Consider the following 14061-nt stretch of genomic DNA (forward strand, 5'->3'; position numbering starts at 1 on the left):
CGGCGGCGATGACTGATATGAAGCCCTTCGCCGACAAGCTCGCGCTCGTCACCGGTGCCAGCCGCGGGATCGGCGCGGCGATTGCCGAGGCGCTCGCCGCGAACGGCGCGCATGTCGTCCTCGTCGCCCGCACCGCGCAGGCGATGGAGGAGGTCGAGGAGCGGATCCACCAGGCCGGCGGAAGCGCGACCATCGCGCCCGTCGACCTGTCGGACATGGAGCAGATCGACAAGCTCGCCGCGGCGATCGGCGGGCGGTGGGAAGCGCTCGACCTCATCGTCCTCAACGCGGCGATGCTCGGCTCGCTCTCGCCGGTCGAGCATCTCGATCCCAAGGAGCTCGAGCGGGTGTTCCGGCTGAACCTGCTCGCCAACCAGAAGCTGCTGAGCGCGTTCGACCCGCTGCTGCGCCGCGCGGCCCGCGCCGAGGTGGTCGCGCTGACGAGCTCGGTCGGGCACCAGCCGCGCGCCTTCTGGGGCGGCTACGGCGCGTCGAAGGCGGCGCTCGAGGCGCTTATCGCCAGCTATGCCGCCGAGACCGCGCACACCGGCCGCATCCGGGTTCACACGATCGATCCGGGCGCGACCCGGACGCGGATGCGCGCGCTCGCCTTTCCCGGCGAGGCGGCCGAGGACGTCAAGCCGCCCGAACAGGTCGCCGACTGGCTGGTCGCGCGGCTGCGGGGCGATGCGCCGACTGGCGAGCGGGTGCGGGTCGAGGAATGACCGTGCCGGGGGGCGCGAAAAACTTCCTGTCGCGCCCCGCCCTGCCGGTGGTCGGGATAATGCTTGCGATCGCGCTGGCGATGCGGCTGCTGTGGCTCGACCGGCTGGTCGGGATCGACGGCGACGAGGCGTGGTATGGCGCGCTCGGCCAGCAGTGGATGAGCGGCCACTTCGTCTATTGGGCGACCCCGACCGGCAATTACCCGGGGCCGATCCACGCCGCGCTGGTCGGGATCGAACAGCTGGTGATGCCGCGCGAATTTGTCGCGCTGCGGCTGCCGAGCGTCGTCGCGTCGATCGGCGCGATCGCGCTGGCGGGCCTGATCGCGTGGCGCCACGCCGGCCCGGCGGCGGCGTGCTGGGCGGTGGTGCTGATGGCCGCGCTGCCGGGCAATATCATCTACGCGCGCTACGGCTGGGACCCGAGCTACAGCGGGCTGCTGCTGCTCGGCGGGGTCGCGGTCGCGCTCGAGGGCTGGGCGGTGGCGACGGTGGCGCTGTTCGCGCTGGCGGTGCTGACCCACCCGACCAACATCTTCGGCGCGCCGCTGCTGCTGCTCGCGCTGCTGGCGGGCGAGCGGCGGCGCGGGCGCGCCCTGGTGTCGGCGCGAAGCGGCGCGGCCGGGGTCGCGCTGCTGCTTGCCGGGGTCGCGGTGCTGTCGACCGCGGTCCAGGCGACGCGGGCGGTCACGCTTGGCGGGGCGCTCGAGCGGCTCGCCTCGCCCTCGCAATGGTTCGCCTACCTGTTCCAATATGTCCGGCTGCTCGCGGGCGACCCCTTTTTCGAACAGTTCGCCGGCAAGGGGTATGGCGCGCTGTTGTCGCTGGTCGATGTCGTCGGCGCGGCGGCGGTCGTCGGCGCGGCGGTAGCGGGGGTGATCGCCGTCCGGCGCGAGGGGCTGAGCCCGCGCGCGGCGATCCTGCTCGGCACCGCGGCGATGGTGGCGGCCTATGGGCTGGTCGCGGGCCCGGCGCCGCTGACCGCGCCGACCGAGCGCTACGGGTTCGTGCTGATCGCGCCCTCGGCGCTGGCGCTCGCGTTTGCGGTGCCGAGAATGTCGCGCTGGCCCGAGGCGACGGCGCTGGGAACGGCGGGGACGGCGCTGCTGGCGGCGACCGCGCTGCTGTACCTCGTCCCGCTCCACGACGGCGCGCGGCCGATGAGCTGGTTCCTGCGCACCGGGACGAGCGAGCCGCACGCGCGGGTCGCCGACCGGCTGCTCGCCGAGCGCGCCAAGGGGCCGGTGCGGGTGGTCGCCGAGGATTGGTTCTTGATGTGGCCGCTGCGCTATCGGCTGAACGGGATCGACGGGGTGCGGATCGACCTGGCCGATGCGTCGGCGACGGGCGCGAACTTCGCCTTCGCCTATGCGGACAGTCCGCTCGATCGCGCCCTCGCGGCGCAGAGCGGCGGACGGCCGCCGCTGCTCACCACCCATGACATGGCGGGGCGCCCGATCAGCCGGCTGTGGCGGCGACCGTAACGAGCGGTCACACTCTCGCGAGTGTGACCTGTGCGACGTCGATGCCGCGGCCGCGAAAGCCGCCTTCGCAATACATCAGGTAGTAGCGCCACAGCTGGTGGAAGCGCTCCGAAAAGCCGTCGAGCCGTCCGGCGGCGACCGCGGCGTCGTAGCGCACCCGCCACGCCTTCAGCGTCTCGGCATAGTCGAGGCCGAAGCCGTGGCGATCGTCCCACGACAGGCCGCGCGCGGCGGCGAGGGCCGCGAACGAGGGCTCGTCGAGCAGGCAGCCGCCGGGAAAGATATAGGCCTGGATGAAGTCGGCGCTGCGCGAATAGTCGGCGAACAGCCGGTGGTCGATGCTGATATATTGCAGCGCGGCGCGCCCGCCGGGGACGAGGTTGCGGGCGAGGCAATCGAGGTAGGCCGGCCACCAGCGCTGGCCGACCGCCTCGACCATCTCGACCGAGGCGATCGCGTCGAACCGCTCGGCGACGTCGCGATAATCCTGGAGGCGGATGGCGATGCGATCGGCGAGCCCCGCCTCGGCGATTTTTGCTTCGGCCCAATGTTTCTGTTCGGTCGACAGCGTCAGCCCGGTGACGATCGCCCCGCGCCGCGCCGCGGCGATCGCGAGGCTTCCCCAGCCGCAGCCGATCTCGAGCAGCCGGGTCCCCTCGCCGATGTCGAGCCGGTCGAGCAGCGCCTCGACCTTGCGCGCCTGCGCCGCTTCGAGCGTGTCGCCGCCTTCGAACAGCGCCGACGAGTAGGTCATCGAGGGATCGAGCCATTCGCGGTAGAAGTCGTTGCCGAGGTCGTAATGCGCGGCGATGTTCTCCCGCGCCTGCCCCGGCGCATTGTCGCGCAGCCGGTGGGCGAGCGCGCTCATCCAGCGCATCGGCCCCTTGGCCCGCGCGGTGCCGCGAAGGCTGGTCGCATTGGCCATGAACAGCGCGAACAGCGGGACCGGGTCGGGCGACGACCATTCGCCGCGTTCCCACGCCTTGTACCAGCCGACGCTGCCCGCGGTGGCGAGCCGGACCAGCGCCATCCAGCTGTGCAGCCGCACCACCGCGACATGGCCGGGGGCGTGGAAGCCGACCCGGCGCGGGCTTCCGTCGGGCAGCGTGCCCTCGATCCCGCCGGCCAACAGCCGCCGGTCGAGCTGGTCGACCAGCCGCGCGAAGGCCGGCGCCACCAGCCGGCCGAGCAGGCTGTCGCCGGTCGCGAAGCGGCGGTCCGCCGTCACCAGATGTTCGCCGCGCGTCGCCATCGCCGCGCCTATTCGCGCTAGCCGCGCGCCTTGGCAAGGGCGGCGAGATAGCGTTCGCGGCCCTCGCGATGTTCGACGATCTTCGTGGGGTAATCGCCGCGCGCCTCGTCGGGCGGATCGTGGATCAGCCTGTCGTCGAGATCGGCGAGTTCGGGCACCCAGCGGCGGATGTAATCGCCCGCGCCGAACTTCTCCGACTGGCCGATCGGGGTCATGATCCGGCTGGCGATCTGGCTGTCGCTGCCGGTCCCCGCGACCCACTGCCAGTTGAGCGAGTTGTTGCCATAGTCGGCGTCGACCAGCGTGTCCCAGAACCAGCGCTCGCCGCGCCGCCAGTCGAGCAGGAGATGCTTGGCGAGGAAGCTGGCGACGATCATCCGCACGCGGTTGTGCATCCAGCCGGTCGTCCACAGCTGGCGCATCCCGGCGTCGACGATCGGGTAGCCGGTGCGGCCCTTTGCCCATGCGCGGAAGTCGGCGTCGGCCGCCTTGCCGGTGCGGTGGCGGAGGCCGTTCATTTTCTCGCGCCCGTTGGTCCAGCCGATATCGGGCTGGACCAGCATCGCCGCGCGGGCGAAGTCGCGCCACGCGAGCTCCTTGAGGAAGCTGCCGCCCTTAAGGCGGTGAAGCGCGTACCACAGCTGCCGCGGCGACACCTCGCCCCAGTGGAGGTGCGGCGAGAGGCGGCTGGTGCCCTCCTCGCTCGGCAGGTTGCGGCGCGCGTCGTAGCGCGCGACCTCGGCCTCGAACGCTTCGAGGTGTCGCGCGGCGCCCTCCTCGCCCGGCGTCCAGTCCTCGTCGAACCCGGTCGACCAATCGGGCTTGGTCGGAAGCAGCTTCCAGCTGGCTAGCGTGTCGCCCTTGGGCGGGGTCGCCCATTTGACGCGCGCCTTGGGCAGCGGCTCGTCGGGCGGCAGGCGGTGGGTCAGCGCGCGCCAGAACGGGCCGTAGACCTTGAAATAGGCGCCGCCGCCGGTGCGCACCTCGCCCGGCGGGACGAGCGTGTCCTGTTCGTGAAAGGTGACGAGATCGGCGAGTGCCTCCTCGCTCTCGCGCTCCCACGGTTCCTCGAGCCGACCGGCGTGGACGCTGCTGGCGCCGATGTCCTTCGCCACCTCGCGCACCACCTTGTCGGCGCGGCCGTGGCGGAGGAGCAGCCTGCCGCCCATGTCTTTCGACAGCGCCTCGAGGCTGTGGTGGAGCCACCAGCGCTGCGCCCCGCCGACGCGATAGTCGTAGCCCTGGTAGTTCGGCGTCTCGTCGTCGAGGACGAACAGGCCGACGACCTCGCCCCCATCCGATCGAGAAGCGTCGGCGGCGGCGGTCAGCGCGGGGTTGTCGTGGAGGCGAAGGTCGCGGCGGAACCAGTGGAGGGCGGGCATCGCTGCCCCAGCGCATCACTGGGGCGGCGGTTCCAGCGGGACGAGGAACGGCGCGCGCCCGGCGAGCCCGCGAAGCCAGCCGGGAAGCGCACGCACCGCGGCAGGATCGTAATAGCGCTGGTCGGTGAGATAGGGCTTGCCGTCCTGGGCGATCACCACCGGCATCCGCGACCAGGCGAGGAAGGCGGCGACGCGGCGACTTTGCGCGCGGGCCTTGACCAGCACGGGGCTGTCGAGATCGAGCGGCTGGCGGGCGAGGTCGGTAATTAGCCCGCCGCCGAACGGGTCATAGTCGCCGCGGCCGTAGTCGCTCGCGCTGCGCCACGCGACGGTCCGCTTCCAGAACAGGATCGGTGGCGGGCTGGCGACGACCAGCGCGGGTTCGATGCCGTGGGCGCGCAATTGGTCGGCGGTGGTGCGTTCGACCCAGCGGCTCTCGGCGAGGTTGAGCCCGATGTAGAGCATCACCCCGGCGAAGGCGATCTGCGCCGGGCGACCGGGGTCGCTCGCCCCGCGCTTCCAGCGGCGGCCGCTGGCGACGATCCCGCCGACCATCAGCAGCAAGTAGACCCAGTCGACGATGAAGATCGCATCGCCACTGTCCCAGCGCCACGAGGCGGGAGCGAGCATGGCGATGGCGTAGGTCGTCAGCCAGTCGAGGACCGGGTGGGTCAGGACGCCAAGGAAGGCGACGACGAACAGCGGGCCGGGCAGGAACGGAAGCGTGTCGGCGCGGCGCGGCTTGATACGGTCGACCAGCCACAGGATCGCGACGATCCCGGCGGCGAGAATCGGCCAGGCGAATAGGCTGTGCACCGGGCCGCGGTGGAAGCTGATGCCCTGCACCCCCAGCAGCGCGGGGGCGAACACGTCGATGTCGGGGGCGTTCGCGCCGAGCAGGCAGGCGGCGAAGGCGAAGCGCGAGCGCTTGCGAAGACCCATCTCGGCGATCAGCCCGCCGGCCAGCGTATGGGTGATATTATCCACGGCGCGTCGCGAACCAGATGGTGTGCTGCGGCCCCTTGCCGTTCGCGCGGGCGCGGACCGCCTGCTCGTCGACCGAAAAGCCGGCGGCGGCGAGGCGGCGGGTGAAGGCGGGGTCCTTGCCCGCCGACCAGATCGCGGCGATCCCGCCGGGGCGAAGCGCGCGCTTCAGCACGGCAAGCCCGGCGGAGCTGTAGAGCCGGTCGTTGTCGGCGCGGACCAGCCCGTCGGGGCCGTTGTCGACGTCGAGCAGCACCGCGTCCCACTGCCCTTCCGCGATCGCGTCGGCGACGTCGCCGAGGCGGATCGTCACGCGCGGGTCGTCGAGGCTATCGCCGGTCATCGCCGCCATCGGCCCCTTCGCCCAGTCGAGGATCTCGGGCACCAGCTCGGCTACCGTGACGCGCGCGTCCTTGGCTAGGGCGGCGAGCGCGGCGCGAAGGGTGAAGCCCATGCCATAGCCGCCGACCAGCCAGCGCTGCGCCGCTCGGGGGCCGAGCCGCGCGGCGGTCATCGTCGCCAGCGCTTCCTCCGACCCGCTCATCCGCGAGGACATCAGCTCCTCGCGATCGACGAGGATCCTATGATCCTGCCCACGGCGATAGAGGATCATTTCGCCCCCGCCCGGGATGGTCGCCGAGGCGAGACGCTCGCGCGGGATCATCGGGCGATGCGAGTCCGGTACGCGAAGCGGCGGATCAGCGGCGCGGCGCCGGAGCCGGAGCGGCCCCGCTCAGTCCCTCGGTCGGACGGGGCACCCGGACGATCGCGAGCCCGAGCATCCGCGGGAGGACGCGTTCGCGGTCGGCTTCGGACAGCGAGGCGGCGAGGCTCATCACCTCGGCATTGGCCTCGTCGCGAAGCGTCGTGTTGAGCCGCTCGCGCGAGTCGAGCGCGGGCTTCAGCCGGGCGAGGTCGATCGGTCGGGCGGTGAGCGCCGCGGCGAGGTCCTTTTGCACCGCGATCGCCTCGGCATTGTGCGCGGCGCGCTTCGCCTTGATCGCCGCCAGCGTGTGCATGACCTTGGCGCGCCCGTCGGCCGAGACGCCGGCGAGCGGGTCGGGCCGCGTGCGCGCGGTCGGCGCGGGGGTCGCGGCGGGCGCGGGGGTCGGGGCGGCGGCGGCGGCCGCGATCATCAGTAACGGGATCATTCTGCGCGAGGCTCCTTGTCCACCATCCAGGTCTGGCCCTTGCCGACCAGCTTTTGAAGATCTGGCGCCTTGCCCTCGGCGGCGGCGCGGTTCTGCTCGAGCACCGCGCTGTCGAAGGTCGGGCGCGGGTCGTCATAGATCACGCCCAAAGCGACCGGGAAGCCCGACACCGGCATTTCGACCAGCATGTAGGCGACCGCGCGGTTGGCCGGGTCGTGAGTGATCACCGCCGGATCGTCGCCGTCGACGACCTTGAGCATCAGCCTGTCATGGTCGAGCGCGATGCCCTTGGCGCCGTTCGCGAACAGCATCTTTTCGCCGGGCTTGAGCCACAGCTGCTTGTCCGCCGCGACGCCCTTGTCGGTGAAGGGGGCGAAGACGTCGTCGTTGTAGACCACGCAATTCTGGTAGATTTCGACGAAGCTGGCGCCCTTGTGCGCGTGCGCGGCCTTGAGCACGTCGGGCAGCGCCTTGTGGACGTCGATCGCGCGGGCGACGAAGCGCGCCCCGCTGCCGAGCGCGAAGCTGCACGGATTGACCGGGCGGTCGACCGACCCGAACGGGGTCGACGGGCTGCGCGTCCCGATCCGCGAGGTCGGTGAATATTGGCCCTTAGTGAGGCCGTAGATCTCGTTGTTGAACAGCAGGACCTGGCAATCGAGGTTGCGGCGCAGGAGGTGCATCGTGTGGTTGCCGCCGATGCTGAGCGCGTCGCCGTCGCCGGTGACGATCCACACGTCGAGCTCGGGATTGGCGAGCTTGACCCCCGTCGCCACCGCGCAGGCGCGGCCGTGGATGGTGTGGAAGCCGTAGGAGGCCATGTAATAGGGAAAGCGGCTCGAACAGCCGATCCCCGAGATGAACACCGTCTTCTCGAGGCTTGCGCCAAGGTCGGGCATGGTCCGCTGCACCGCCTTCAGCACGGCATAGTCGCCACAGCCGGGGCACCAGCGCACTTCCTGGTCGCTCGCCCAGTCCTTGGCGGTGAGTTTGGTGACTTCGTTCATCAGACGTATCCGCCGAATTTCAGGATCAGGAAGACGATCACGACCAGCATCAGGATCATCGGGATAGGGTTGATCGGTTTCATGCAAGCATCTCGTCGATCGCCGCGTCGATCTCGGCGATGCGGAAGGGCTGCCCCGACACTTTATTGAGCGGTTTGGCGTCGACGAGAAACTGGTCGCGAAGCAGCGTCTTCAATTGCCCCATGTTCATCTCGGGCACGAGGATCCGCTCGTAGCCGCGCAGCAGCTCGCCGAGGTTGGCGGGGAACGGGGCGATGTGGCGCAGGTGGATGTGCGCGACAGACTTGCCGGCGGCGTTGGCGCGGCGGACGGCCTGGTGGATCGGGCCGAAGGTCGAGCCCCAGCCGACCACCGCCAGCCTGCCCGAGGTCGGCCCCGCGCACACCTCCTGCGCCGGGATGGTGTCGACCAGCCTGGCGACCTTCTCGGCCCGCTGCCTCGTCATCTCGGCATGTGCGGCGGGGCTGTAGTCGATGTTGCCGGTACCGGGGTTCTTCTCGATCCCGCCGATGCGGTGCATCAGCCCGGGGGTGCCGGGGCGAATCCAAGGGCGCGCGCCGTTGCCGTCGCGGGCATAGGGGGCGAGCGCGTCGCCTTCCTGCGCGAACTTGACCGGGAAGCGCGCGTAAGTGCCCATGTCGGGCACCTTCCACGGCTCGGCGGCATTGGCGATGTAGCCGTCGGTCAGCAGCATCACCGGGCCCATCGTCCGCACCGCGAGGCGGCACGCCTCGATCGCGCAGTCGAACGCGTCGGCGGGCGAGCGCGCGGCGATCACCGGCAGCGGCGCGTCGCCGTTGCGGCCATGGACCGCCTGGTAGAGGTCCGACTGCTCGGTCTTGGTCGGAAGGCCCGTGCTCGGCCCGCCGCGCTGCGAATTGACGATCACCAGCGGAAGCTCGGTCATCACCGCCAGCCCGATCGCCTCGGTCTTGAGCGCGATGCCCGGCCCCGACGAGGAGGTGACCCCCAGCTGCCCGGCATAGCTCGCCCCGATCGAGGCGCAGATCGCGGCGATCTCGTCCTCGGCCTGGAAGGTGGTGATGCCATATTCCTTGAGGCGCGACAGGTGGTGGAGCAGCGCGCTCGCGGGCGTGATCGGGTAGCCGCCAAAGAACATCTTGAGGCTCGCGAGCTCGGCCCCCGCGACGAGGCCCAGCGCGAGCGCCTCGGCCCCGGTGACGGTGCGGTAGAGCCCCGGCTCGGCGGGGGCGGCGGCGACGTGGTGCTGGCGCACCTGCCCGCCGATCTCGACCGTCTCGCCATAGGCATGGCCGGCGTTGAGGGCGGCGATGTTCGCCTCGGCCAGCTCGGGCGCCTTGGCGAACTTGGTCTTGAGCCAGTCGACGATCGGCGCGCGGTCGCGGTCGAACATCCACAGCGCGAGGCCGAGCGTCCACATGTTCTTGCAGCGCAGCGCTTCCTTGTTGCCGAGCCCGAACGGCTTGACCGCGTCGAGGGTCAGCTGGCTGATGTTGAACTTGACCAGCGTCCACTTGGCCAGGCTGTCGCCGTCGAGCGGGTTGCTGTCGTAGCCCGCCTTGGCGAGGTTGCGCGGCGTGAACTCGCCCTCGTCGGCGATGATCAGGCCGCCTTCGCGCAAGCTCGCCACGTTCACCTTGAGCGCCGCCGGGTTCATCGCCACCAGCACGTCTGGCTGGTCGCCCGCGGTCTCGATCGCGGTCGAGCCGAAGTTGATCTGGAACGCCGAGACGCCGAAGGTCGTGCCCTGCGGCGCGCGGATCTCGGCGGGAAAATCGGGAAAGGTGGCGAGGTCGTTGCCCGCGAGCGCGGTCGACAGGGTGAACTGCCCGCCGGTCAGCTGCATCCCGTCGCCCGAGTCCCCGGCGAAGCGGACGACCATCGCCTCGGCGGGCGGGTGCGAGCGGGATTCTTGTTCGGTGACGAGATGCGATGCGGAAGCCATGCCGCGCCCTCTAAACCCGCGCGCCCGCCTTCGCCACCCTTTTGCTCGTGTCGATCGCTGGCTAGACGAACGCCATGACCGACCTTTCCCACTATCGCCGCGGAGTCGGCATCATGCTGCTCAATGCCGACCGCCAGGTCTGGGTCGGGCGGCGGATCGATAACGCGGCCGAGGCGTGGCAGATGCCGCAAGGCGGGCTCGACGACGGCGAGAGCGAGTGGGAGGGCGCGCTTCGCGAGCTCGAGGAAGAGACGGGGATCGTCCCCAACCTCGTCGAGCAGCTGTCGCGCTATCCGCAGCAGCTGACCTACGACATTCCCGGCGAAATCGCCGGCAAGTTGTGGGGCGGCAAGTGGAAGGGGCAGATGCAGGACTGGTTCGTCGCGCGCTTCCTGGGGCGCGACGAGGACGTCAACATCGCCACCGCGCACCCCGAATTCTCGCACTGGCAATGGGTCGAGCCGCGGCGCCTGCCCGACCTCATCGTCCCGTTCAAGCGCGACCTTTACGCCGCGCTGGTCAAGGGGTTCGAGGAGTGGCTTTAGCCGCGCCGCCACGCTAGGGGTCGGCGCGATGGAGGGGATGACATCGATCGAGCGCGCCTGCGTCGAGCGGGCGATGGCGGCGCAGGACGAGATGCGCGGCCAGGTCGAGGCGTGGGCGGCGGTCAATTCGGGATCGCGCAACCTCGACGGGCTGGCGCGGGTCGCGGGCCTCCTCGGCGATGCGTTCGCCGCGCTTCCGGGCGCGGTGCGGCTGGTCGATCCGGCGCCGGTCGAGGCGGTCGACGCGAGCGGCAAAAGGTTCGAGCTTCCCCACGGCAAGCACCTGCGCGTGACCGTGCGGCCCGAGGCGGCGACGCAGCTGCTGTTCACCGGGCATATGGACACGGTGTTCGGGGTCGATCACCCGTTCCAGACGCTCACGATGCTCGGCGACGGGACGATCAACGGGCCGGGGGTCGCCGACATGAAGTCGGGAATCGCGGTGATGCTCGCGGCGCTGAAGGCGGTCGAGGACAGCCCGGTCGCCCCGGAAATCGGCTATGAGGTCGTCATCAACTCGGACGAGGAAGTCGGCTCGCTCGCCTCGGCCGCGCTGCTCGCCGAGGCGGCGCGGGGCAAGCGCGCGGCGCTGACCTACGAGCCGTCGGCGCTTCCCGACGGGACGCTGGCGGGCGCGCGGCCGGGGAGCGGCAATTTCAGCTTTACCATCCGCGGCAGGTCGGCCCACGCCGGGCGCAATCCCGAGGACGGGCGCAACGCGCTGGTCGCGGCGGCCGACCTCGCGCTCCGGCTGAAGGCGATGGTCGGCCAGCGACTGAGCGTGAACCCGGCGCGGATCGACGGCGGATCGCCCAACAACGTTGTTCCCGATCTCGCCATCCTGCGGGTCAACCTGCGCCCCGCGACGCCCGAGGACCAGGCGCGCGCGCAGGCGCTCATCGAAGGCGCGGTGGCGATGGTCGCCGCCGAGCACGAGGTCGGAATCGACAGCCACGGCCATTTCGCCCGCCCGCCCAAGCCGATGACGGCGGCGGCCGAGGCGCTGTTCGGGCTGGTCAAACGGGCGGGGGCCGACCTTGGCCAGCCGATCCGCTGGCAGCCGTCGGGCGGCGTGTGCGACGGCAACAACATCGCCGCGTGCGGAGTGCCGGTTGTCGACACGATGGGCGCGCGCGGGGGCAAGATTCATTCGGGGGAGGAATTTCTGATCATCGAGAGTCTGGGCGAGCGCGCGGCGCTGTCGGCGCTGACCATCCTTCGGCTGGCGCAGGGGGGCGCGGCATGAGCTTCCGCATCCGCGCGGCGCGCGAGGACGACCTCGGCGCGCTCTATGAACTCGCCAAGCTGACCGGCGGGGGCTTCACCAACCTGCCCGCCGAGAAGAAGACGCTCGAGGCCAAGCTGGCGCGCGCCGCGGCGGGGTTCGCGCGGCCCGGCGAGCATGTCGGCGACGACCTCTACCTGTTCATGCTCGAAAATGCCGGGACCGGGCAGATCCGCGGCACCTGCCAGGTGTTCGGCGCGGTCGGGCAGGACCGGCCGTTCTACAGCTACCTCATCTCGACGATGACCCAGAAGAGCGCCGAGCTCGACCGCATCTTCCGCAACCAGACGCTCAACCTGACCACCGATCTCGAGGGGTTCAGCGAGGTCGGCGGGCTGTTCCTCCACCCGCAGGAACGCGCCGGGGGGCTCGGCATGCTGCTCGCCCGATCGCGCTACCTGTTCATCAAGCAGCACCGCCCGCGGTTCGGCGAGAGCGTTCTGGCCGAGCTTCGCGGGGTGATGGACCAGGGCGGTCATTCGCCCTTCTGGGACGCGATCGGCGGGCGTTTCTTCGGCATGACCTTCCCCGAGGCCGACGAATTCAACGCGATCCACGGGACCCAGTTCATCGCCGACCTGTTCCCCAAGACGCCGATCTACCTGTCGATGCTCCCCGAAAGCGCCACCAGCGTGCTTGGCCAGCCGCACCCCACCGGCAAGGCCGCGCTCAAGATGCTCGAGAACGAGAATTTCGTGTGGGACGGCTATGTCGACATCTTCGACGGCGGACCGACCGTCACCTGCCGCACCGACCAGGTCCGTACCATCCAGCAGTCGCAGTGGCTGCGGGTCGCGGGCGACGGCACCGGCGGCAAGACGATGATGCTAGCGACCGGCACGCTGACCGATTTTACCGCCACCTACGGGCAGGCCGAGGTCACCGACAATGGCGAGCTGACGATCGACCGCGCCGCGCTCGACCGGCTGGGGATCGGGCCGGGCGACATCGTCCTCGCGGTGGGGCGCTGAGGATGAGCGGCATCGTCGAGATCAATTTCGACGGGCTGGTCGGGCCGAGCCACAATTATGCCGGGCTGAGCCTCGGCAATCTCGCCTCGGCCCGCAACGCGGGCGAAGTCAGCTATCCGCGCGCGGCGGCGCTCCAGGGGCTCGCCAAGATGCGCGCCAACCTCGCGCTCGGGCTGGCGCAGGGGCTGTTCGTGCCCCCGCCGCGCCCGGCGCGCGCCTGGCTCGCCGCGCTCGGCACGACGATCGAGCGGGCCGAGCCGGCGCTGGCGGCGAACGCGATGTCGGCCTCGACGATGTGGGCGGCGAACGCGGCGACCGTCTCCCCCGCCCCAGACACTGCCAATGGCAAGTGCCACCTAACCGTCGCCAACCTGAAGTCGATGCCGCACCGAAGCCTCGAATGGCCCGATACGCTCAAGCAGCTGCGGCTCGCCTTTTCGCGCGACGCCTTCGCGGTCCACGCGCCGGTGCCCCCCGCGTTCGGCGACGAGGGCGCGGCCAACCATATGCGGCTGGCGGGGGCGCACGGCGAGCCGGGGCTCGAGCTGTTCGTCTACGGCATCGCCGGGGGCGCCTTTCCCGCGCGCCAGCATCTCCAGGCGTCGAAGGCGGTGGCGCGGCTCCACCGGCTCGACCCCGAGCGGACGCTGTTCGTCGAGCAGTCGGAGGAGGCGATCGCCGCGGGCGCGTTCCACAACGACGTCGTCGCGGTCGCCAACGGGCGGGTGCTGTTCGCGCATGAAAAGGCGTTCGCCGACAAGGCGCCGATGCTCGACTGGTGCGGCGCGCGGCTGCCCGACTTCGCCTTCGTCGAGGTCGCCGAGGCCGAGGTGCCGCTGGCCGACGCGATCCGTTCCTATTTGTTCAATTCGCAGCTGGTGACCCTGCCCGACGGGACCAGCGCGCTGGTCGCGCCGACCGAGTGCCGTGACACGTCGAGCGTCAAGACGTGGATCGACGCGCACATCGCGGGCAACGGCGCGATCCGGCAGGTCCGCTATGTCGACGTGCGCCAGTCGATGGCCAACGGCGGCGGACCGGCGTGCCTTCGGCTGCGCGTCCAGTGCGACCCGGCCGACGTCGACCCGCGCTTCCTGCTCGACGAGGCAAAGATCGACGCGCTGTCGGCGGTGGTCGAGGCGCACTGGCCCGGCGAAATCGCGGTCGACGCGCTCCAGGATCCGGCACTGGTGGCCCACGTCGAGCGCGCGCGCGCGGCCCTGCTCGAGGCGCTCGATTTGTCCGACCTGTTGTAAGGTAAACTGACAGTTAACCGTCGACCTTAACGGAAAAAGCGCGGAACGCCGCTGTTGGCACGGCGTTTGCT

Annotated in this window: 13 protein-coding genes; 6 read left to right on the forward strand and 7 right to left on the reverse strand. The window is 70.7% G+C overall.

Translation table 11 applies throughout. The features are described from left to right. Positions 1-8: 8 nt before the first annotated feature. Positions 9-725 (forward strand): SDR family NAD(P)-dependent oxidoreductase, encoded by a 717-nt coding sequence (locus ABDK56_RS12790; protein WP_349808670.1) that lies wholly within the window; start codon positions 9-11, stop codon positions 723-725. Beyond that, positions 722-2209: a hypothetical protein gene (locus ABDK56_RS12795; RefSeq protein WP_349808671.1), complete on the forward strand. Its 1488-nt coding sequence runs from the start codon at positions 722-724 to the stop codon at positions 2207-2209. Before ABDK56_RS12790 ends, ABDK56_RS12795 begins: the two co-directional genes overlap by 4 nt. Positions 2210-2216: 7 nt before the next feature. On the opposite strand, the gene ABDK56_RS12800 is transcribed toward ABDK56_RS12795, so the two are convergent. The 7 genes from ABDK56_RS12800 to ABDK56_RS12830 all read right to left on the reverse strand — a co-directional run bounded on the left by ABDK56_RS12800 (position 2217) and on the right by ABDK56_RS12830 (position 9933). Then, complete coding sequence (locus ABDK56_RS12800) at positions 2217-3461, reverse strand: class I SAM-dependent methyltransferase (RefSeq protein ID WP_349808672.1); 1245 nt, start codon at positions 3459-3461, stop codon at positions 2217-2219. A 17-nt stretch (positions 3462-3478) separates the two neighbouring features. Continuing rightward, complete coding sequence (locus ABDK56_RS12805) at positions 3479-4843, reverse strand: cryptochrome/photolyase family protein (protein ID WP_349808673.1); 1365 nt, start codon at positions 4841-4843, stop codon at positions 3479-3481. Positions 4844-4858: 15 nt separating this feature from the next. After that, a complete protein-coding gene (locus ABDK56_RS12810; RefSeq protein ID WP_349808674.1) occupies positions 4859-5830 on the reverse strand; it encodes a metal-dependent hydrolase in 972 nt (323 codons plus the stop codon). After that, positions 5823-6491, reverse strand: coding sequence for a spermidine synthase family protein (locus ABDK56_RS12815; protein ID WP_349808675.1), 669 nt, complete (start codon positions 6489-6491; stop codon positions 5823-5825). Before ABDK56_RS12815 ends, ABDK56_RS12810 begins: the two co-directional genes overlap by 8 nt. A 34-nt stretch (positions 6492-6525) precedes the next feature. After that, positions 6526-6978, reverse strand: a complete 453-nt coding sequence (locus tag ABDK56_RS12820; RefSeq protein WP_349808676.1) for a hypothetical protein — start codon at positions 6976-6978, stop codon at positions 6526-6528. After that, positions 6975-7985: a 2-oxoacid:ferredoxin oxidoreductase subunit beta gene (locus ABDK56_RS12825; RefSeq protein WP_349808677.1), complete on the reverse strand. Its 1011-nt coding sequence runs from the start codon at positions 7983-7985 to the stop codon at positions 6975-6977. The genes ABDK56_RS12820 and ABDK56_RS12825 overlap by 4 nt, the downstream gene beginning before the upstream one ends. Before the next feature lie 79 nt (positions 7986-8064). Continuing rightward, complete coding sequence (locus tag ABDK56_RS12830) at positions 8065-9933, reverse strand: 2-oxoacid:acceptor oxidoreductase subunit alpha (RefSeq protein ID WP_349808678.1); 1869 nt, start codon at positions 9931-9933, stop codon at positions 8065-8067. Positions 9934-10007: 74 nt separating this feature from the next. On the opposite strand from ABDK56_RS12830, the gene ABDK56_RS12835 reads away from it, so the two are divergent. From ABDK56_RS12835 to ABDK56_RS12850, 4 genes are read left to right on the forward strand one after another with little or no spacing between them, the layout of a single operon-like run. Beyond that, on the forward strand, positions 10008-10478 hold the full coding sequence (locus ABDK56_RS12835; protein WP_349808679.1) for an RNA pyrophosphohydrolase: 471 nt from the start codon (positions 10008-10010) through the stop codon (positions 10476-10478). Between the two features lie 28 nt (positions 10479-10506). Further along, complete coding sequence (locus tag ABDK56_RS12840; protein ID WP_349808680.1) at positions 10507-11724, forward strand: hydrolase; 1218 nt, start codon at positions 10507-10509, stop codon at positions 11722-11724. Next, positions 11721-12734, forward strand: a complete 1014-nt coding sequence (locus ABDK56_RS12845) for an arginine N-succinyltransferase (protein WP_349808681.1) — start codon at positions 11721-11723, stop codon at positions 12732-12734. The genes ABDK56_RS12840 and ABDK56_RS12845 overlap by 4 nt, the downstream gene beginning before the upstream one ends. 2 nt (positions 12735-12736) lie before the next feature. Beyond that, entirely contained in the window at positions 12737-13990 is a 1254-nt protein-coding gene (locus ABDK56_RS12850; protein ID WP_349808682.1) for an N-succinylarginine dihydrolase, read from the forward strand. The last annotated feature ends 71 nt before the right edge of the window (positions 13991-14061 follow it).

Origin of the sequence: Sphingomonas sp. ASV193, from assembly GCF_040203355.1 — a bacterium.
In the GTDB taxonomy this organism is placed as follows: domain Bacteria; phylum Pseudomonadota; class Alphaproteobacteria; order Sphingomonadales; family Sphingomonadaceae; genus Sphingomicrobium.

Bases quoted from the DNA above. Each gene is read 5' to 3' on its own strand.
- ABDK56_RS12845 (WP_349808681.1), top strand. From the start codon at position 11,721: ATGAGCTTCCGCATCCGCGCGGCGCGCGAGGACGACCTCGGCGCGCTC.
- ABDK56_RS12850 (WP_349808682.1), top strand. From the start codon at position 12,737: ATGAGCGGCATCGTCGAGATCAATTTCGACGGGCTGGTCGGGCCGAGC.
- ABDK56_RS12825 (WP_349808677.1), bottom strand. From the start codon at position 7,985: ATGAACGAAGTCACCAAACTCACCGCCAAGGACTGGGCGAGCGACCAG.
- ABDK56_RS12840 (WP_349808680.1), top strand. From the start codon at position 10,507: ATGGAGGGGATGACATCGATCGAGCGCGCCTGCGTCGAGCGGGCGATG.
- ABDK56_RS12815 (WP_349808675.1), bottom strand. From the start codon at position 6,491: ATGATCCCGCGCGAGCGTCTCGCCTCGGCGACCATCCCGGGCGGGGGC.
- ABDK56_RS12820 (WP_349808676.1), bottom strand. From the start codon at position 6,978: ATGATCCCGTTACTGATGATCGCGGCCGCCGCCGCCGCCCCGACCCCC.
- ABDK56_RS12800 (WP_349808672.1), bottom strand. From the start codon at position 3,461: ATGGCGACGCGCGGCGAACATCTGGTGACGGCGGACCGCCGCTTCGCG.
- ABDK56_RS12835 (WP_349808679.1), top strand. From the start codon at position 10,008: ATGACCGACCTTTCCCACTATCGCCGCGGAGTCGGCATCATGCTGCTC.
- ABDK56_RS12795 (WP_349808671.1), top strand. From the start codon at position 722: ATGACCGTGCCGGGGGGCGCGAAAAACTTCCTGTCGCGCCCCGCCCTG.
- ABDK56_RS12805 (WP_349808673.1), bottom strand. From the start codon at position 4,843: ATGCCCGCCCTCCACTGGTTCCGCCGCGACCTTCGCCTCCACGACAAC.
- ABDK56_RS12790 (WP_349808670.1), top strand. From the start codon at position 9: ATGACTGATATGAAGCCCTTCGCCGACAAGCTCGCGCTCGTCACCGGT.
- ABDK56_RS12830 (WP_349808678.1), bottom strand. From the start codon at position 9,933: ATGGCTTCCGCATCGCATCTCGTCACCGAACAAGAATCCCGCTCGCAC.